The following is a 17504-nucleotide window of genomic DNA, read 5'->3' as shown; positions in this document are numbered from 1 at the left end:
GCTCCAAGACGGGGCGCGGCCCGCCGGGTGAATCGGCAATTCCGTCTTGTCGGTGCGGTACGGCACGATGGGGGTCATGGCACTCACCTACGACCACCCCGGCGAGCAGACGGCGCGGGACCCGATCCGGCTGCTGGACATCCGTGACACGCCGCTGTCGGTGGACGAGGTCTTCCGGGCGGTCGGTGACGACGCCGCGGGCGGCACCACCCTCTTCGTCGGCACCGTGCGTGACCACGACGGCGGACAGGATGTCGACGGCCTCGGCTACTCCTGCCACCCCTCGGCCGCCGAGGAGCTGCGCCGGGTGGCGGAGAAGGTCGTCGCGGACTTCCCGGTCCGGGCGCTGGCCGCCGTCCACCGAGTGGGTGAACTGCGGGTGGGTGACATCGCGGTCGTCGTGGCGGTCTCCTGCCCGCACCGCGCGGAGGCGTTCGCGGCCTCCCGCAAGCTCATCGACGACCTCAAGCACGAGGTTCCGATCTGGAAGCACCAGCGCTTCTCGGACGGCACCGAGGAGTGGGTCGGCGCCTGCTGATCGCAAACCGGAACGGCGGGCATCCGCCCCGATTTGCGTAACCGCACCCCTGCCACGAGCGTTGGTTTTCCAGATGGTTAATCTGCTGATCGGCCAGTCGGCCGCATCAGGGGGTAGGGAGGTCGGCATGGCAGCGCTCGCCTGGTTGTTGATTCCGGTTTTCGCCGCGTTCGGCGCTGCGATATGGGGCGGCTGGGCCGCCCGCAACCGCACCACCGGTGACGTCACCGAACTCGCCGGGTACGCGAAGTTCCGCGAAGCCATGGAGAAGTCGCACTCCGGTTCGGAACCGGTGGAGCAGATATCGAACGCCTGAGGCCGCGTCCGGCGTCCCCACCCCGCCCGCCCCTGGCCCCGTACGGACCGGCCCCGGCGGTGCACTGACAGACCCTTCCCGTACTGTCGTTCCATGCCACGCCGCACCGCGACGATGCTCGCCTCCACGCTGATCCTGATCGCGCTGCTCTGCGCGGGCGTGCTGATCAAAGTGCCGTACGCGGAGATGTCTCCCGGTCCGACGGTGAACACGCTCGGTGACGTCGAGGGCGACCCCGTCCTGCGGATCACGGGCCACAAGACGTACAAGACGTCCGGCAACCTCAACATGACGACCGTCCGCGTCACCGGTGCCGACTACAGCATGAATCTGGTCGAGGCCGTCTCCGGCTGGCTGGGCCACGACAGTGTCGTCGTCCCGCACGACACCCTCTACCCGGACGGCAAGACCGAGGAGGAGTCGACGCAGGAGAACGCCGAGGAGTTCAGCCAGTCCCAGGAGAGCGCCAAGGTCGCGGCCCTCAAGGAGCTGAACATCCCGGTCACCTCGCACGTCGTGGTCTCCAGCGTCGTCAAGGACAGCCCCGCGCAGGGCAAGCTGCACGCGGGCGACGTCATCAAGAACGTCGACGGCAGCGCGGTCGGGAAGCCCGAGGACGTGGCGAAGCTGGTCACCAAGCGCAAGCCCGGCCAGGACGTCACCTTCACCGTGATCCCGGCCAAGACCGCGGCGGCGGCCGAGAAGGCCGGCAAGGAGCCCGTGGGCACCGAGAAGGTCACCCTCACCACCGTGAAGGCCCCCAAGGAGGACCGGGCGATCGTCGGCATCCAGGCGGGGACCGACCACACCTTCCCCTTCGACATCGACATCAAGCTCGCCGACGTGGGCGGCCCGAGCGCGGGGCTGATGTTCTCCCTGGGCATCCTCGACAAGCTGACCCCGGGGCAGCTGACGGGCGGCAAGTTCATCGCCGGAACCGGCACCATCGACGACGACGGCAAGGTCGGCCCGATCGGCGGGATCACCATGAAGCTGGTCGGCGCGCGCGACGCGGGCGCACGCTACTTCCTGACCCCCGACGAGAACTGCGAGTCCGCCGCGGCGGACACCCCCGACGGGCTCACCCTGATCCGGGTCAAGAACATCGACGACGCCAAGAAGTCCCTGGACAAGCTCCGTGCGGGGGACACGGCCGGGCTGCCGAGCTGCTCGGCGAGCTGACCGCGCCCCCGCGACACACGGCGGCGGTCAGGACTCGAAGGTGGCCGCCAGCGCCTCGGCCAGCCCCGGCACGAGACCGGCACCGGTCAGCACCTCGCTCGCCGAGTCCTTCTCACGCAGACGCACGGCGGACTCGCGCGCCCCGTCCCGCAGGACGGCCACGGTCATCCGCACCTCCTGCCGGTCGGGGTGCTCGGCGACCCACTTGGTCAGCCGCTTGTCGTCCAGCCCGTCCGGCACGGACGCCTCGGCGGACGGCGGCAGCATCAGGCGCTCCACCGTCATCGCGCACCCGGCGACCGCATCGGGCCAGGCGATCGTGGCGAGGAACTCGTCCAGCGCCGTGCCCGCGGGCAGCTCCTCCTGCTCGACGGGGGTCAGGGCGGCGGCCTTCGCGCCGTCGTCGTCGAGGCCGAGCTGGGCGGCGAGGCCCGGTTCCTGGGCCCGCAGCCGCGCGGTGTCGACCAGGGCGAAGAGGCGGGCCGGCTGGTCCCAGCCGAGGGTGGAGACGTACTCATCGATTTCGAGCACCGCGACGGTGAGCGGGCTCGCGGCCATCGGAGGGCCTGAGGGGGAAACGTTGGACATGGGCAACATCCTGCCTCCTTCCGCCCCCGGAACGGGAACTAGGTAAAGCATCAGTAAGTTGAAGGGATGGGCTCTACGATCGCTGGGCCCGCTCCACACGACCCGCGAACTTCGAGGTGCGCACGTTGGCTTTCCAGATGCCGGACCGCGGCGGAGGCCCGACCGGGCCACGGATCAGAGTCGGCCGCCCGTCCCGGCGCGCCCGAACCCTGCTCATGACTCTGGGCGTCCTGGCGATTCTCGCCATGGCGTTCGTCATGTTCGCCGGGTTCTGGACGGACTGGCTCTGGTACAGGTCGGTCGCGTATTCGTCCGTCTTCACCACCACCCTGTGGACCAAGATCGGGCTGTTCCTCGTCTTCGGACTGCTGATGGCCCTGGCCGTCGGCCTGAACATCTGGCTCGCGCACCGGCTCCGGCCGCCGCTGAGCGCGATGTCGCTGGAGCAGCAGAGCCTCGACCGCTACCGGATGGGCCTCGCCCCGTACAAGAAGTGGGTGCTGCTCGCGGTCACCGCGCTGGTCGGTCTGATCGCCGGTGCCTCCGCCTCGGGTCAGTGGCGGACGTGGCTGATGTACGTGAACGGCGTGTCGTTCGGCCAGAAGGACCCCCAGTTCCATCTGGACGTGTCGTTCTACGCCTTCGACCTGCCCTGGTACCGCTTCCTGCTGGGCTTCGGCTTCGCGGCCACGGTGCTCTCGCTGATCGCCGCCGCCCTGACCCACTACCTGTACGGCGGGCTGCGCGTCACCAGCCCCGGCGCGCGGGCGACGGGTGCGGCCACCGGCCATCTGTCGGTGCTGCTCGGCGTCTTCGTCGCGCTGAAGGCCGTGGCGTACTGGCTCGACCGGTACGGCCTGGCGGTGAAGTCCAGTGACTTCAAGGCCACGGACAACTGGACGGGTCTGCGGTACGTCGACGCCAACGCGTACCTCCCGGCGAAGACGATCCTGTTCTGCATCGCCGCGATCTGCGCCGTGCTGTTCTTCGCGACGCTCTGGCGGCGCACCTGGCAGCTGCCGGTCATCGGCTTCGGCCTGATGGTGCTCTCGGCCATCCTGATCGGCGGCCTCTACCCGGCGATCGTGCAGAAGTTCCAGGTCCAGCCGAACGAGCAGGCCAAGGAAGCCCCGTTCATCCGGAAGAACATCGAGGCGACGCGCAACGCGTACGACATCGATGACGCGCAGGTCTCGGACTACACGGGCAAGTCGACCGAGGACGACGACGCCAAGCTCCGGGCCGCGGCGAACGACGCGGCCAGCTACCGAGTGATGGACCCCAACGTCGTCTCGCCCGCCTTCCAGCAGCTCCAGCAGAAGAGGAACTACTACCAGTTCCCCAAGACGCTGGACGTCGACCGCTACAAGGACGACGCCGGCAAGGAGCAGGACACGGTCATCGGTCTGCGCGAGCTCAACATCCAGGGCATCCCCAAGCGCAACTGGATCAACGACCACTTCACCTACACCCACGGCTACGGCGCCATCGCCGCCCGGGGGACCACGACCGGCAAGAACCCGAAGGGATCTCCCGACTTCACCGAGTCCGGACTGCCGACCACCGGCGACCTGGGCACGTACAAGCAGGAGATCTACTACGGCGAGAAGACCGAGCAGTACTCCATCGTCGGCGGGCCCCAGAAGGAGCTCGACTACGAGGAGGACGGCGAGAAGACCACCAGCTACAAGGGCGACAGCGGGGTCAGTCTCTCCAACACGTTCAACCGCGCCGCGTACGCCGTGGCGTTCAGCGAGCCGCAGATCCTGTACTCGGGCGCCATCGGCGACGGTTCGCGGATCCTCTACAACCGCACGCCCAAGGAGCGCGTCGAGGCGGTGGCCCCCTGGCTCACCATCGACGGCGATGCCTACCCGGCCGTGGTCAACAAGCGCATCCAGTGGGTGGTCGACGCCTACACGACGACCAACGGTTATCCGTACGCCTCGCGCACCACGCTCGGTGACACCACGGCCGACTCGCTGACCACCAACCAGCGCGCGGTCGTCGCCCAGCAGAACCAGGTCAACTACATCCGCAACTCGGTGAAGGCCACCGTCGACGCGTACGACGGCACGGTCACGCTGTACGAGTGGGACACCGAGGACCCGGTCCTGAAGACCTGGCGCAAGGCGTTCCCCGGGACCGTGAAGCCCAAGGCGGACATCCCGCAGGACCTCATGGACCACCTGCGCTACCCGCAGGACCTGTTCAAGGTGCAGCGCGAGCTGCTGACCCGCTACCACGTCACCAGCCCCGCCCAGTTCTACAGCGGCAGTGACGCCTGGCAGGTCCCGGACGACCCGACCAACAAGGAGTCCGGCTCCGTCCCGCCGTACTACCTGAGCATAAAGATGCCGGGTCAGACGGCCCAGAAGTTCTCGCTGACCACGACGTTCACCCCGAAGGGGCGGCCCGACCTCGGGGCGTTCATGGCGGTGGACGCCGACGCGGCCAGCAAGGACTACGGCACCATAAGGCTCCTGAGAGTCACCGGTGCGGTGAAGGGCCCCGGCCAGGTACAGAGTGAGCTCAACGGCAACGACGACGTCGCTGAGTTCGTGAGAAACCTCAAGGGCACCGACTCGGACATCGAGTACGGCAACCTGCTGACGGTGCCGCTCGAAGGGGGCTTCCTCTACATCGAGCCGGTCTACACGCGCGGTGGCACGCAGAACTACCCGCTGCTGCGCAAGGTCGCCGCCTCGTACGGCTCGAAGATCGTCTTCGAGAACAGCCTCGGCGAGGCCCTGAACGCCGTGTTCGGCGCCGAGGGTTCGGATACGAGCGAGCCACCGGGCGACACCACCGAGCCGCCGGACACCAGCCAGCCGCCGGCCACCGGCGACGCCGCGCTCAAGAAGGCCATCGCGGACGCCCAGAAGGCGTACACGGAAGGCGAGGCGGCCCTGAAGAAGCAGGACTGGGCGGCCTACGGCAAGGCGCAGACCGATCTCCAGGACGCGCTGGAGCGGGCGGCCGCGGCCCAGTCCAAGGCGGACAGCGACGGCAAGGCCGACAAGTCCGATGACGGCAAGGCCGATAAGACCGACCAGGGTGACAAGGCCGACAAGGCCGATCAGGCCAGCGCTTCGGACAAAGCGGGCGATGCGGGCGGAGGCTGAGTAACCCGGTAAAGCTCCACCTCCGCGTCGTGGTACGGTTTGAACACAACGACGCGGGGTGGAGCAGCTCGGTAGCTCGCTGGGCTCATAACCCAGAGGTCGCAGGTTCAAATCCTGTCCCCGCTACTGAAAGACGAAGGCCCGGATCCTCCAGGGGATCCGGGCCTTCGTCGTGCCGTGGTGGCCTGTTGCGCAAGGTGGGCGTGAAGTGCGGTTCGCGGGGCACGAGTTGGCCGGGGACGTGTTTGACTTGTCTCTCTGTGGGCATGTCGACAAAACGCTGAAGTGACGTCACTGACCGCGATATACCAGGTGTACGCGGGTTACAGGTGGTGCGACGATGGTATTTATGGGGGACAGGTCAACTCTGTTGAAGACAGGGCGGTTTGCGCGGGGTCACGTCCATCCGGCGGAAAAGATGGCGGATGTGGTGTTTGCCGCTGCCGCCGCGCAGTACAAAGACACCATCGAGAGCACCGAGACCGCCCGGACCGCCCAGACTTTCGGTCACAGCCTGACTTTCGATCACGCCCAGGCTTTCGACCACGCCCAGACTCCCGAGAACGCCCAGACTTCCGAGAACGCCGAGAACGCGGAGAGTGCCGCGACCGCCGAGACCGCAGAGACCATCGAGACCGCCGACGGCGTGGAGAACGCCGTGCGGGCGGAGGCCGAGGCGAGCGCGGACGGCGCGGAGACCGAGGCCCGCCACCGCCGCGCGGCCGACGCCGGTGACACCGCGTCGATGAGCGTGCTCGGCGCGCTGCTCCTGCGCCGGGGCGACCTCGCCGGCGCCGAGCCCTACCTGCGGGGCGCCACCGCCGACGGCGACCGGGCCGCCGCCAACAACCTGGGCGTGCTGCTGCACCAGCGCGGCTACCCGGACGAGGCGGCCGGCTGGTGGCGGACCGCCGCCGTGGCCGGTTCCGCCGCCGCCGCGCACGCCCTGGGCCGGCACTTCCGCGAGCGCGGGGACGAGCCCGCCGCCGAGTACTGGCTGCGCCAGTCCGCCGAGCAGGGCCACGCGCTCGGCGCCTACGCCCTCGCCGACCTCCTGGAGCACCGCAGCGACGTCGGCGCCGAGCGCTGGCTGCGCGCCGCCGCCGAACAGGGCCACCGCGAGGCGGCCTATCGCCTGGCGCGCCTCCTGGAGCGCAACGCCGCCGACGCCGCGCACGAGGTCTTCGGCCGCCCCGGCCTGGGCCCGCGCACCGGCGCCGAGCCCGCCGCGCCCCGCCGCACCGCCGCGCCCGACGGCCCGGTCGCCGGCCCCGACCACGCGCGCGGCGGCGAGGCCGAGCAGTGGTACCGGCAGGCCGCCGCGCGCGGACACCGGCGCGCCGCCCTGCACCTCGGCGCCATCCTCGAACAGCGCGGCGAGCTCAAGGAGGCCGGCCGCTGGTACCTCATCTCCGCCAAGGCCGGTGAGGCCCGGGCCGCCTGTGCCCTCGGCTTCCTGCTGCGCGACGCGGGCGACCGGGAGAGCGCCGCCGTGTGGTGGCTGCGCGCCGCCCAGGACGGCGACGGCAACGCCGCGAACGCCCTCGGCGCGCTGCACGCGGCCCGGGGCGAGCAGCAGACCGCCGAACGCTGGTACCGGGCGGCGATGGACGCGGGCGACGTCAACGGCGCGTACAACCTCGGGCTGCTCTGCGCCGCCCAGGACCGCACCGCCCAGGCCGAGCAGTGGTACCGCCGCGCCGCCTACGCGGGCCACCGCGAGGCCGCCAACGCGCTCGCCGTGCTCCTCCTCCAGGCCGGCGACCCGGCCGGCGCCGAGCCCTGGTTCTCCAAGGCGGCCGAGGCGGGCAGCGTCGACGCCGCCTTCAACCTCGGCATCCTCTACGCCGGGCGCGACGAGGACCGCACCGCCCTCCTCTGGTACGAGCGGGCCGCCGCGGCCGGGCACACCGAGGCGGCGCTCCAGGTCGGCATGGCGCTCCTGCACCACGGCGAGGAGCAGGAGGCCGAGCGCCATCTGCGCTGCGCGGCCGGCGGCGGCAGCGCGGAGGCGGCCTTCCGGCTGGCCGGGCTGCTCGACGCGCGGCAGCCGCCGCCCGGGCCGCCCGCGCTGGGCGAGCCGCTGCCCGAGAAGACCGAGTGCGAGGAGTGGTACGAGCGGGCCGCCGAGCAGGGGCACCGCCGCGCCCAGGTCCGCGTCGGCATGCTCGCGGCCTCCCGGGGCGATGTGGAGAGCGCCGGGCACTGGTACCGGGAGGCGGCCGAGTCCGGCAGCCGCAACGGGGCGTTCAACCTCGGCCTGCTCCTCGCCCGCGAGGGCAGTGAGCGCGAGGCCGCCCTGTGGTGGACCCGGGCCGCCGCCGACGGCCACGGACGGGCCGCGCTGCGGCTCGCCCTGCTCGCCGCGCGCCGCGGTGAGCTGGCGGAGGGGCAGCGCTGGTGCGCGCGGGCGGTCGAGCTGGGCCCGGCGGAGGTCGCGGAGCGCGCGGCCCGGCTGCGCGAGGCCCTGCACCAGGAGCTGACGGCGTGAGCCCCGGGGGCGGCCGAGCCGCCCCGCGCCGGGCGGCCGCACAAACGAATTTGCACTGGTCCGGGACGTCCCGTAGGGTTGTGAACACAACGACGCGGGGTGGAGCAGCTCGGTAGCTCGCTGGGCTCATAACCCAGAGGTCGCAGGTTCAAATCCTGTCCCCGCTACTGAAGGCCGAGGGCCGGATCTTTTCGAAGATCCGGCCCTCGGTCGTATGTGCGCGCGCACGCGAAAACCGCCCCCGGCGAGGGGGCGGTTCCGGCGTGTTCAGGCCGTCGCGGCGCAGTCCGGGCAGATGCCCCGGTAGGTCAGCTCGACTCCGGAGACGGTGAAGCCGAAGCGCTCGCCGGCCGGCAGGTCCGCCAGCGGGTCGCCCGACGGGTGCACGTCGCGGATGGCGCCGCACTGCGCACACACCAGGTGGTGGTGGGCGCGGTGCGCGTTGGGGTCGTAGCGCTTGGCGCGGCGGTCGGTGGAGACCTCGATGACCTCGCCGAGGCTCACCATCTCGCCCAGCGTGTTGTAGACGGTGGCGCGGGAGATCTCGGGCAGCTTGGCCACCGCGCGGGCATGGACCTCGTCGGCGGTCAGGTGCACATGGTCCCCGTCGAGGACCTCGGCCACGACGCGCCGCTGCGCGGTCATGCGCCAGCCACGTCCTCGAAGTCGTTCCAGCAGGTCACTCATGGGCGCCATTCTAGCAGCGCACGGGCCAGGTCTTGAATAGGTGCGACTTTGGATGCTCAGTTGACTTGGACTTTGTCCAATGTAGGATCACTTACGGCGTCGGCCGGAGGACAGGAAGGCCGGACGCAGGGCACGGCATGAAGGCATGACGTGCGGAAACGACGCAGGAGGCGCGCAGTGACGCAGGGACCGCTCACCACGGAGGCAGGCGCACCGGTCGCCGACAACCAGAACAGCGAGACCGCCGGGACCGGCGGCCCGGTCCTGGTGCAGGACCAGCTGCTGATGGAGAAGCTGGCGCACTTCAACCGCGAGCGCATCCCGGAGCGCGTGGTGCACGCCCGGGGCGCCGGCGCGTACGGGACCTTCACGCTGACCCGCGACGTGTCGCGGTGGACGCGGGCGAAGTTCCTCTCGGAGGTCGGCAAGCAGACCGAGACGTTCCTGCGCTTCTCCACCGTCGCGGGCAACCTCGGCTCGGCCGACGCCGCGCGCGACCCGCGCGGCTTCGCGCTGAAGTTCTACACCGAGGACGGCAACTACGACCTCGTCGGCAACAACACCCCGGTGTTCTTCATCCGGGACGCCATCAAGTTCCCCGACTTCATCCACACCCAGAAGCGCGACCCGTACACCGGCTCCCAGGAGGCGGACAACGTGTGGGACTTCTGGGGGCTCTCGCCCGAGTCCACCCACCAGGTGACCTGGCTCTTCGGCGACCGGGGCATCCCGGCCTCGTACCGGCACATGGACGGCTTCGGTTCGCACACCTACCAGTGGCAGAACGAGGCCGGCGAGGTCTTCTGGATCAAGTACCACTTCAAGACCGACCAGGGCATCAAGAACCTCACCACCGAGGAGGCCGTCCGCCTCTCCGGCGTGGACCCGGACAGCCACCAGCGGGATCTGCGCGAGTCGATCGAGCGCGGGGACTTCCCGTCCTGGACGGTGCAGGTGCAGATCATGCCGGCGGCCGAGGCGGCGACGTACCGCTTCAACCCGTTCGACCTCACCAAGGTGTGGCCGCACGCGGACTACCCGCCGGTCGAGATCGGCAAGCTGGAGCTGAACCGCAACCCGGAGAACATCTTCGCCGAGGTCGAGCAGTCGATCTTCAGCCCGGCGCACTTCGTCCCCGGCATCGGTCCGTCCCCGGACAAGATGCTCCAGGGCCGACTCTTCGCGTACGGCGACGCGCACCGCTACCGCGTCGGCATCAACGCCGACCACCTCCCGGTGAACCGCCCGCACGCCACCGAGGCGCGGACCAACAGCCGGGACGGCTACCTGTACGACGGCCGCCACAAGGGCGCGAAGAACTACGAGCCCAACAGCTTCGGCGGCCCCGCCGAGACGGGCCGGCCGCTCTCGGGCGCCGTCCCGGTCGCGGGCGTCACGGGTAACCACGAGACCCCGCGCCACGCCGAGGACGACGACTTCGTGCAGGCCGGGAACCTCTACCGGCTCATGACCGAGGCCGAGAAGGTCCGGCTGGTCGACAACCTGTCCGGCTTCATCGCGAAGGTCTCGCGCGACGACATCGCCGAGCGGGCGATCGGCAACTTCCGCCGTGCCGACGAGGACTTCGGCAAGCGGCTGGAGGCGGCCGTGCAGGCGCTGCGCGCCTGAGTCCCCTCGGCCGTACCGGCCCGGCCCCGCACCCGGGGCCGGGCCGGTCGCATGTGCGGGGGCGGTCAGCCGACCAGCTCGGCCGGGCGGGGGCGGGCCGGGGACCAGCAGCGGATGATGTCGCGGACCGAGACGACGCCGACCGGGCCGCCGTTGTCGAGGACGATCAGATGGCGGAAGCCGCCGTGCGTCATGGCCGCCGCGGCCTCTTCCAGCGTCCACTCGGGGGCGGCGAAGACCACGTCGGTGGTGGTGTGGGCGGAGGCCGTCTCGGTGTCGGGGTCCTGACCCGCGCCGACGGCGTTGAGGATGTCGCGCTCGGTGAGGATGCCGAGCCCGCAGGTATCGGGGTCGTGGACGACGGCCGCCCCGATCCGGCGGGCCGACATCAGCCGGGCGGCCTGGCGCAGCGTATGGGCCGGGCCGATGGTGAGGACCATCGTGCTCATGGCGTCACGGACGAGCATGAAGAGTGCCACCTCCTCGGTGAAGCGACTGCGTGAGCCGATTCACAAGTTCACAAGTGGGGGAATGCTTAGAGTTGCACCGATACGGAAGGACGACAAGGGGTCGCGAAGATCACAAAAGGGGCGCGCGGACCCGCCGCGCGCCCCTCGCATGCTCATTACGCCGCCCTGCGGGCGGAGCGCACTCAGTAACGCTGGTTCAGGTACCCCAGCAGCTCGCGGTGGAGGGCACCGTTCGACGCCGCGCCGTTCCCGCCGCCCGGCCCGTCCACACCGTCCAGACTGGTGAACCGGCCGCCCGCCTCCTGGACGACGATCGCGTTCGCCGCCATGTCCCAGAGCGAGAGCTCCGGCTCCGCGCAGATGTCCACGGACCCCTCGGCGACCATCATGTACGGCCAGAAGTCCCCGTAACCCCGGGTGCGCCAGCAGGCCCGGGTCAGGTCCAGGAAGCCGTCGAGCCGGCCCTGCTCCTCCCAGCCGGTCAGCGAGGAGTACGCGAACGAGGCGTCCGCGATCCGCTCCACGCTGGAGACCTGGAGCCGGGTCGCGGAGGTCAGACTGCGGCCGGTGTACGCGCCCGAGCCCTTCGCGGCCCACCAGCGCCGGTTCAGCGCGGGCGCCGAGACCACGCCCACGACGGGCTGGAAACCGTTCTCCCCGGCCTCCATCAGCGAGATCAGCGTCGCCCAGACGGGCACGCCCCGCACGTAGTTCTTGGTGCCGTCGATCGGGTCGATCACCCAGCGCCGCGGGCCCGAGCCCTCGATGCCGTACTCCTCGCCCAGGATCGCGTCGCGCGGGCGCGCCCGGTGCAGGTGGCCCCGGATCAACTCCTCGGCGGCCTTGTCGGCCTCGCTCACCGGCGTCATGTCCGGCTTGGTCTCGACCTTGAGGTCCAGAGCCTTGAACCGGTCCATCGTCACCGCGTCGGCGGCGTCCGCCAGTACGTGGGCCAGGCGGAGATCATCGTGGTAATCGGGCATGCCGTCACAGTATCGACCCGCCGGTGAGCCGGGCCACACGGGCCCTGGGGGCGGCGGTCAGTGGGCGGAGCCGGAGAGCTGGAGGCCGATCACGCCGAGGATCACCAGCGAGATCGACACCAGCTTGAGCGTGGAGACCACGTCACCGAGGAAGATCATGCCGTAGATGGCCGTCCCCGCCGCGCCGATGCCGGTCCACACCGCGTACGCGGGCCCGACGTCGAGCTTCTTCAGCGACAGGGTCAGCAGACCGAAGCTGCCGAGCGCGAAGACGCAGAACGCGATGGTCGGCCAGAGCCGGGTGAAGCCGTGCGAGAGCTTCAGGCAGACCGCGAACCCGGTCTCCAGAAGTCCCGCGACCACGACCAGCAGCCATGCCATCGTCCGCACCCTCCCGCATCGCCGACCGCTCCGCACCGGGGCCGGTGCCGCTGGGCGTGATTATGCACTTACCGGAAGCGAGTGATCGCAAACGTGCCCGGCCCGGTCGCCGCTCAGTCGCCCTCGCGCCTGTTCCGGGTCGAGAGCAGCCGACGCAGCGAGTCCAGCCGCGCCGGGTCCGCGTGCCCCGCCGCCACCCAGGCGTCCAGCGCGCATTCCGGTTCGTGGCTGTCGTGGGTGCAGCCGCGCGGGCACTCCTCCGTACCGGGCTGGAGGTCCGGGAAGGCGTTGATGACCCGCGACGGGTCGATGTGGTTCAGCCCGAACGAGCGCACCCCGGGGGTGTCGATCACCCAGCCCCGATAGCCGGGAAGCGGCAGCGCCAGGGCGGAGGTGGTGGTGTGCCGGCCCCGCCCGGTCACCGCGTTCACGACCCCCGTGGTGCGCCGCTTCTCCTTCGGCACCAGCGCGTTGACCAGCGTGGTCTTGCCGACGCCCGAGTGCCCGACGAAGGCCGTCACCCGGCCGTCGAGCTGCTCGCGGACCCGGTCGGCCGCGTCCCCGTTCTCCAGCTCCTCGCGGCTGGTGACGACGAACGGCACCCCCAGCGGGGTGTACGCGCTCAGCAGCTGGTCCGGGGAGGCCAGGTCGGACTTGGTCAGCACCAGGAGCGGGGAGAGCCCCCCGTCGTACGCGGCGACCAGGCACCGGTCGATCATGCGCGGACGCGGTTCCGGATCGGCCAGCGCGGTCACGATCGCCAGCTGGTCCGCGTTGGCCACGACCACCCGCTCGAACGGGTCGTCGTCGTCCGCCGTCCGGCGCAGCACCGAACGCCGCTCACCGATCCGGACGATCCGGGCGAGGGTGTCCTTGTCGCCGGACAGGTCGCCGACGAGCGAGACGGTGTCGCCCACCACCGCGGCCTTGCGGCCCAGCTCGCGGGCCTTCATCGCGACGATCGTGCGGTCGCCGACCAGGACGGTGAGGCGGCCCCGGTCCACGGTGAGGACCATGCCGTCCTCGGCGTCCTCGTGCTTGGGCCGGATGTGGGTGCGCGGGCGGTTGCCCTTGCGGTTGGGGCGGACGCGGATGTCGTCCTCGTCGGGGTTCTTGCCGTAGCGGCGCATGTCTCAGGCCCCGAGCATTCCGGTCCACATCTGCGGGAAGTCCGGCAGGGTCTTGGCGGTCGTCGCCACGTTCTCGATCTCCACTCCGGGGACGGCCAGGCCGATGATCGACCCCGCGGTGGCCATCCGGTGGTCGTCGTACGTATGGAAGGTGCCGCCGTGCAGCGGGCGCGGGCGGATGTGCAGGCCGTCCGCCGTCTCGGTGACGTCGCCGCCGAGCTCGTTGATCTCCTTGGTGAGCGCGGCCAGCCGGTCCGTCTCGTGCAGCCGCAGATGGGCGACGCCGCTCAGCGTGGAGGGGGAGTCGGCCAGGGCGGCGACGGCGGCGATGCCCGGGGTCAGCTCGCCGACCTCGGAGAGGTCCACGTCGATGCCGTGGATCCGGCCGGAGCCGGTGAAGGTCAGCCCCTGCTCGGTGAGTTCGCAGCTGCCGCCCATCGCGGTGAAGATGTCGCGCAGCGCGTCACCGGGCTGCGTGGTGCGGGTGGGCCAGTCCGGGATGGTCACCCGGCCGCCCGTGACCAGCGCCGCCGCCAGGAACGGCTGGGCGTTGGACAGGTCCGGCTCGACGGTCAGGTCGCGGCCGAGGAGCGCCGAGGGGGAGACCCGCCAGACGTTCGGCTCGCCGCCGGTCTCCGGCTCGTCCACCTGCGCGCCGACGGCCCGGAGCATGTCCACGGTCATCCGGATGTGCGGCATGGAGGGGAGGCGGTCGCCGGTGTGCCGGACCTCCACGCCCTGGTTGAAGCGGGGCGCGGACAGCAGCAGCGCCGAGACGAACTGGGAGGACGAGGAGGCGTCGATCGAAACCGGGCCGCCGTCCAGCGCGCCGCCGCCGTGCACGGTCATCGGCAGCGAGCCCCGGGAGTCGTCGTCGATCCGGGCGCCGAGGACCCGCAGCGCGTCGATCACCCCGGTCAGCGGGCGCTCGTAGGACCGGGGGTCGCCGTCGAAACGGACCGGTCCGTCGGCGAGCGTGGCCACCGGGGGCAGGAAGCGCATGACCGTACCGGCGTTGCCGACGTCCACGGTGACCGGGCCGTGCAGCGGGGCCGGGATGACCCGCCACGCCTCGCCCGAGGAGTCCGCCCCGGCGGTCGCGCCGGTCGCCGCGGAGCTGGAGGACACCGTCTCCTCGATGCGTACGCCCATCGCGCGGAGCGCGTCCGCCATCAGCAGGGTGTCCCGGGAGCGCAGCGGGCGGCGCAGCCAGCCCGGCTCCGAGGAGAGCGCGGCGAGCACCAGCGCACGGTTGGTGACCGACTTGGAACCGGGCACGGTAACGGTCGCGTCGACGGCCCCGCTCGCGAGGGGGGCGGGCCAGAGGGCGGGGTGCACGGCACTTTCGGTCATGCGCACACTTTAGGTCCTGTCCGGAGTTCCCCGCCTGCGCCCCGACGCCCGGCACGCACGCTCGCCGCACGGGGTCGCAGGACAGGTGGCTCCGCCACATGACCTGCGACCCCGCACACCGATCGCACGCACCGACCGCCGCTGCGCCCGCGCTCCGCGCGGACGACGGGGAACTCCGGACAGGACCTAGAGGTTTGACCCGCAGTGAGCCCGGTCACAGCCCCAGCAGCCAGCGGCCGCCGCCGATCAGGGAGCACAGCGACACCGCGTGGAAGAGGAACAGCCACAGCGCCGCCGGGACGTCCGTGAGCCGGGACAGCTGGTCGGCGTCCGAGTCCGGCGCCCCGCCGTGCCGCCGCTTCGACTGGAGCTCGAAGACCGGGCGTACGCCGCCCAGCAGCAGGAACCACACCGCGCTGTACGCGAACAGCGACTGCCAGGCGGGCGAGGCCAGCCACGAGACCAGCAGGAACACCGATCCGGTGAGGATCACCGTCAGCGCCCCGTACACATTGCGGATCATCACCAGCATCACCGCGAGCAGCGCCGTCGCCACCCACAGCAGCAGCGTGATCCGGCCGTCCACCAGCAGCCAGGCGCCGCCCAGCCCGAGCAGCGAGGGCGCGGTGTAGCCGGCCGCCGCGGTCAGCACCATCCCGATCCCGGTCGGCTTGCCCCGGCTCACGGTCAGCCCGCTGGTGTCCGAGTGCAGCCGGATGCCCGAGAGCTGCCGGCCGGAGAGCAGGGCGACCAGTCCGTGGCCGCCCTCGTGCGCGATGGTGATCGCGTTCCGGGACATCCGCCACAGGATGTTCGGCACGACCGCGATGAGCGCCGCCGTCGCGGTCACCACCACCAGCCACTGCTCCGGGGCGGGCTGGGTGCCGGTGACGCGGTCCCACAGGTTGCCGAGATCGGTGCTGTCCATGGGGCGGGCGGCTCCTTACCGGATCGGGGTCCGTTCGGGACGGCGGTCGTGGCAGTCTGGCACTTATGTGCGGACGGTATGCAGCGAGTCGGCGGCCCGAGGACCTGACCGGACTCTTCCAGGTGGAGAAGTGGGAACCGGCCGAGACGCTGGAGCCCGATTACAACGTGGCGCCGACCAAGGAGGTCTACGCCGTACTGGAACGTCCTGTGAAAGACGCGGACGACCAGCGTCCGGTTCGCCAGCTGCGGGCACTGAAATGGGGGCTCGTCCCGTCCTGGGCGAAGAACCCGGAGGGCGCCGCCCGGATGATCAACGCCCGCGCCGAGACCGTCCACGAGAAGCCGTCCTTCCGCCGCCCCTTCGTCTCCCGGCGCTGCATCCTGCCCGCCGACGGCTATTACGAGTGGGTGACCGGCGCCGAGGAACGGCAGCTGGAGGAGAAGGGGCGCCGCAAGCGCCCCCGCAAGCAGCCCTACTTCGTGACCCCGGCCGACGGCTCGGTCTTCGCGATGGCCGGACTGTACGAGTTCTGGCGCGACCGCACCCTGCCCGAGGACCACCCGCAGGCGTGGTGGGTCACCTGCTCGGTGATCACCACCGAGGCGGAGACCCATCCGCTCGCCGTCGCCCCCGCCGACGGACCGGCCTCGCTCTCCGACATCCACCCCCGGATGCCGCTGATGCTCACCCCGGACCGCTGGGACGACTGGCTGGACCCCTCGCGCACCGACATCGAGGAGCTGCGCGCCCTGCTCGCACCGCCGCCGCCCGGCCTGATGCGCGCCTACCCGGTCGCGACCGCCGTCAGCAACGTCCGCAACAACGGCCCCGAGCTGAAGGACGAGCTGGCCGAGCCCGAGGTGAGCACCCTCTTCTGAGCCGTACGCGACGGGGCCCCGCGCCATCCCCGTACCGCCCACCGGGTGTTGGTTGGATGGCTCCGTGAACACCGACGCCGCCACCCCCGCGCCGAGACCGTCGAGACCGACACCGGCACCGCCCGCATCACCTGGCTCGCCGCCCCCGCCCCGCGCCTCGTGCTCGCCCTCGGCCACGGCGCCGGAGGCGGCATCGAGGCCCGCGACCTCAGGGCCCTCGGCGCCGCCCTGCCCCCGCACGGCGTGACCGTCGCCCTCGTGGAGCAGCCCTGGCGGGTGGCCGGCAAGAAGCTCGCGCCCGCCCCGAAGACCCTGGACACCGGCTGGCGCGGACTCTGGCCGGCCCTTGCCGCGCCCGGCCTGCCGGTCGTCGCCGGGGGACGCAGCGCCGGGGCCCGCGTGGCCTGCCGTACCGCCGCCGAACTCGGCGCCCGCGCGGTCCTGGCGCTCAGCTTCCCGCTGCACCCGCCGGGCCGCCCCGAGAAGAGCCGGGCCGACGAGCTGCTGGGCTGCGGGGTGGACGCGCTCGTCGTCCAGGGCGGCAACGACCCCTTCGGGAAGCCCGCCGAATTCCCGCCCGGCGACTACCGGATCACCGAAGTGCCGTACGGCGACCACGGCTTCTCCGTACCGAAGCGGTCCGGGCTCACCGAGGAGCGGGCGATGGAGATCCTCACCACGTCCGTCGCCGAATGGCTGGGGGAAATGGCGTGACGCGGGCCCCTCGCGCGCCCGGGAATGCCCGGCGGGAGGCCGCTGTTGTGAGGGACATCGGTACGCCAACGTCGTAAGTGGAGAGGGAGTCCGTCGCATGGGTTCGAC

The 17504-nt window shown here is 71.2% G+C and carries 16 protein-coding genes and 2 tRNA genes; 10 read left to right on the top strand and 8 right to left on the bottom strand.

The annotated features are described in order from the left end of the window. Nucleotides 1-76: 76 nt before the first annotated feature. The 3 genes from NEH16_RS10435 to NEH16_RS10425 all read left to right on the top strand — a co-directional run bounded on the left by NEH16_RS10435 (nucleotide 77) and on the right by NEH16_RS10425 (nucleotide 2036). The gene (locus tag NEH16_RS10435) at nucleotides 77-538 is read left to right on the top strand and encodes a molybdenum cofactor biosynthesis protein MoaE (protein WP_073964862.1); all 462 of its coding nucleotides are present in this window, start codon (nucleotides 77-79) and stop codon (nucleotides 536-538) included. Nucleotides 539-665: 127 nt separating this feature from the next. Then, nucleotides 666-854, top strand: a complete 189-nt coding sequence (locus tag NEH16_RS10430; RefSeq protein WP_073964066.1) for a hypothetical protein — start codon at nucleotides 666-668, stop codon at nucleotides 852-854. Nucleotides 855-947: 93 nt separating this feature from the next. Then, the gene (locus NEH16_RS10425; protein ID WP_265541566.1) at nucleotides 948-2036 is read left to right on the top strand and encodes a YlbL family protein; all 1089 of its coding nucleotides are present in this window, start codon (nucleotides 948-950) and stop codon (nucleotides 2034-2036) included. A gap of 27 nt (nucleotides 2037-2063) precedes the next feature. Here NEH16_RS10425 and NEH16_RS10420 read toward each other — a convergent pair whose 3' ends face one another. Further along, nucleotides 2064-2633: a PPA1309 family protein gene (locus tag NEH16_RS10420; protein WP_242441943.1), complete on the bottom strand. Its 570-nt coding sequence runs from the start codon at nucleotides 2631-2633 to the stop codon at nucleotides 2064-2066. Between the two features lie 128 nt (nucleotides 2634-2761). Between NEH16_RS10420 and NEH16_RS10415 the strand changes: the two genes are divergently transcribed. From NEH16_RS10415 to NEH16_RS10400, 4 genes are all read left to right on the top strand, one after another. Beyond that, nucleotides 2762-5749, top strand: a complete 2988-nt coding sequence (locus NEH16_RS10415; protein WP_265547131.1) for a UPF0182 family protein — start codon at nucleotides 2762-2764, stop codon at nucleotides 5747-5749. A gap of 52 nt (nucleotides 5750-5801) precedes the next feature. Beyond that, nucleotides 5802-5875, top strand: a tRNA-Met gene (locus tag NEH16_RS10410). Between the two features lie 292 nt (nucleotides 5876-6167). Beyond that, nucleotides 6168-8240: a tetratricopeptide repeat protein gene (locus NEH16_RS10405; protein WP_265541564.1), complete on the top strand. Its 2073-nt coding sequence runs from the start codon at nucleotides 6168-6170 to the stop codon at nucleotides 8238-8240. Between the two features lie 93 nt (nucleotides 8241-8333). Continuing rightward, nucleotides 8334-8407: transfer RNA gene (locus tag NEH16_RS10400), tRNA-Met, on the top strand. A gap of 100 nt (nucleotides 8408-8507) precedes the next feature. Here NEH16_RS10400 and NEH16_RS10395 read toward each other — a convergent pair. Continuing rightward, nucleotides 8508-8927 (bottom strand): Fur family transcriptional regulator, encoded by a 420-nt coding sequence (locus NEH16_RS10395; RefSeq protein WP_073964061.1) that lies wholly within the window; start codon nucleotides 8925-8927, stop codon nucleotides 8508-8510. 177 nt (nucleotides 8928-9104) lie between these two features. Here NEH16_RS10395 and NEH16_RS10390 point away from each other — a divergent pair, with 177 nt between their 5' ends. After that, the gene (locus tag NEH16_RS10390) at nucleotides 9105-10556 is read left to right on the top strand and encodes a catalase (RefSeq protein ID WP_265541560.1); all 1452 of its coding nucleotides are present in this window, start codon (nucleotides 9105-9107) and stop codon (nucleotides 10554-10556) included. Nucleotides 10557-10621: 65 nt separating this feature from the next. Here the strand turns inward: NEH16_RS10390 and NEH16_RS10385 are convergent, their stop codons facing one another. The 6 genes from NEH16_RS10385 to NEH16_RS10360 form a co-directional block, all read right to left on the bottom strand. Further along, nucleotides 10622-11023, bottom strand: a complete 402-nt coding sequence (locus NEH16_RS10385; RefSeq protein WP_265541558.1) for a CBS domain-containing protein — start codon at nucleotides 11021-11023, stop codon at nucleotides 10622-10624. Nucleotides 11024-11208: 185 nt separating this feature from the next. Beyond that, nucleotides 11209-12009: a histidinol-phosphatase gene (gene hisN / locus NEH16_RS10380; RefSeq protein ID WP_073964059.1), complete on the bottom strand. Its 801-nt coding sequence runs from the start codon at nucleotides 12007-12009 to the stop codon at nucleotides 11209-11211. A gap of 57 nt (nucleotides 12010-12066) precedes the next feature. After that, nucleotides 12067-12390 carry a DMT family transporter gene (locus NEH16_RS10375; RefSeq protein WP_073964058.1) on the bottom strand — a complete coding sequence of 108 codons (324 nt, stop codon included), beginning with the start codon at nucleotides 12388-12390 and terminating at the stop codon, nucleotides 12067-12069. Between the two features lie 113 nt (nucleotides 12391-12503). Further along, a complete protein-coding gene (gene rsgA / locus NEH16_RS10370) occupies nucleotides 12504-13520 on the bottom strand; it encodes a ribosome small subunit-dependent GTPase A (RefSeq protein ID WP_073964057.1) in 1017 nt (338 codons plus the stop codon). A 3-nt stretch (nucleotides 13521-13523) separates the two neighbouring features. After that, nucleotides 13524-14873, bottom strand: coding sequence for a 3-phosphoshikimate 1-carboxyvinyltransferase (gene aroA / locus NEH16_RS10365; RefSeq protein ID WP_265541549.1), 1350 nt, complete (start codon nucleotides 14871-14873; stop codon nucleotides 13524-13526). Between the two features lie 214 nt (nucleotides 14874-15087). Continuing rightward, nucleotides 15088-15801: a M50 family metallopeptidase gene (locus NEH16_RS10360; RefSeq protein ID WP_073964055.1), complete on the bottom strand. Its 714-nt coding sequence runs from the start codon at nucleotides 15799-15801 to the stop codon at nucleotides 15088-15090. A gap of 65 nt (nucleotides 15802-15866) precedes the next feature. Between NEH16_RS10360 and NEH16_RS10355 the strand changes: the two genes are divergently transcribed. Further along, nucleotides 15867-16682, top strand: coding sequence for an SOS response-associated peptidase (locus NEH16_RS10355; RefSeq protein WP_265541547.1), 816 nt, complete (start codon nucleotides 15867-15869; stop codon nucleotides 16680-16682). A gap of 45 nt (nucleotides 16683-16727) precedes the next feature. Then, nucleotides 16728-17396, top strand: a complete 669-nt coding sequence (locus NEH16_RS10350; protein WP_265541546.1) for an alpha/beta hydrolase family protein — start codon at nucleotides 16728-16730, stop codon at nucleotides 17394-17396. Nucleotides 17397-17504 lie beyond the last annotated feature (108 nt).

This window comes from Streptomyces drozdowiczii (assembly GCF_026167665.1).
GTDB classification, from domain to species: Bacteria; Actinomycetota; Actinomycetes; order Streptomycetales; family Streptomycetaceae; genus Streptomyces; species Streptomyces drozdowiczii_A.
The sequence above is the reverse complement of the archived record's forward strand: the minus strand, read 5'-3'. Positions and strand labels throughout refer to the sequence as shown.

Excerpts from the sequence above, each read along its gene's own strand:
- aroA (WP_265541549.1), bottom strand. The coding sequence starts at position 14,873 with ATGACCGAAAGTGCCGTGCACCCCGCCCTCTGGCCCGCCCCCCTCGCG.
- NEH16_RS10415 (WP_265547131.1), top strand. The coding sequence starts at position 2,762 with ATGCCGGACCGCGGCGGAGGCCCGACCGGGCCACGGATCAGAGTCGGC.
- NEH16_RS10435 (WP_073964862.1), top strand. The coding sequence starts at position 77 with ATGGCACTCACCTACGACCACCCCGGCGAGCAGACGGCGCGGGACCCG.
- NEH16_RS10385 (WP_265541558.1), bottom strand. The coding sequence starts at position 11,023 with ATGCTCGTCCGTGACGCCATGAGCACGATGGTCCTCACCATCGGCCCG.
- NEH16_RS10375 (WP_073964058.1), bottom strand. The coding sequence starts at position 12,390 with ATGGCATGGCTGCTGGTCGTGGTCGCGGGACTTCTGGAGACCGGGTTC.
- NEH16_RS10430 (WP_073964066.1), top strand. The coding sequence starts at position 666 with ATGGCAGCGCTCGCCTGGTTGTTGATTCCGGTTTTCGCCGCGTTCGGC.
- NEH16_RS10360 (WP_073964055.1), bottom strand. The coding sequence starts at position 15,801 with ATGGACAGCACCGATCTCGGCAACCTGTGGGACCGCGTCACCGGCACC.
- NEH16_RS10425 (WP_265541566.1), top strand. The coding sequence starts at position 948 with ATGCCACGCCGCACCGCGACGATGCTCGCCTCCACGCTGATCCTGATC.
- NEH16_RS10395 (WP_073964061.1), bottom strand. The coding sequence starts at position 8,927 with ATGAGTGACCTGCTGGAACGACTTCGAGGACGTGGCTGGCGCATGACC.
- rsgA (WP_073964057.1), bottom strand. The coding sequence starts at position 13,520 with ATGCGCCGCTACGGCAAGAACCCCGACGAGGACGACATCCGCGTCCGC.
- NEH16_RS10355 (WP_265541547.1), top strand. The coding sequence starts at position 15,867 with ATGTGCGGACGGTATGCAGCGAGTCGGCGGCCCGAGGACCTGACCGGA.
- NEH16_RS10405 (WP_265541564.1), top strand. The coding sequence starts at position 6,168 with ATGGCGGATGTGGTGTTTGCCGCTGCCGCCGCGCAGTACAAAGACACC.
- NEH16_RS10420 (WP_242441943.1), bottom strand. The coding sequence starts at position 2,633 with ATGTTGCCCATGTCCAACGTTTCCCCCTCAGGCCCTCCGATGGCCGCG.
- hisN (WP_073964059.1), bottom strand. The coding sequence starts at position 12,009 with ATGCCCGATTACCACGATGATCTCCGCCTGGCCCACGTACTGGCGGAC.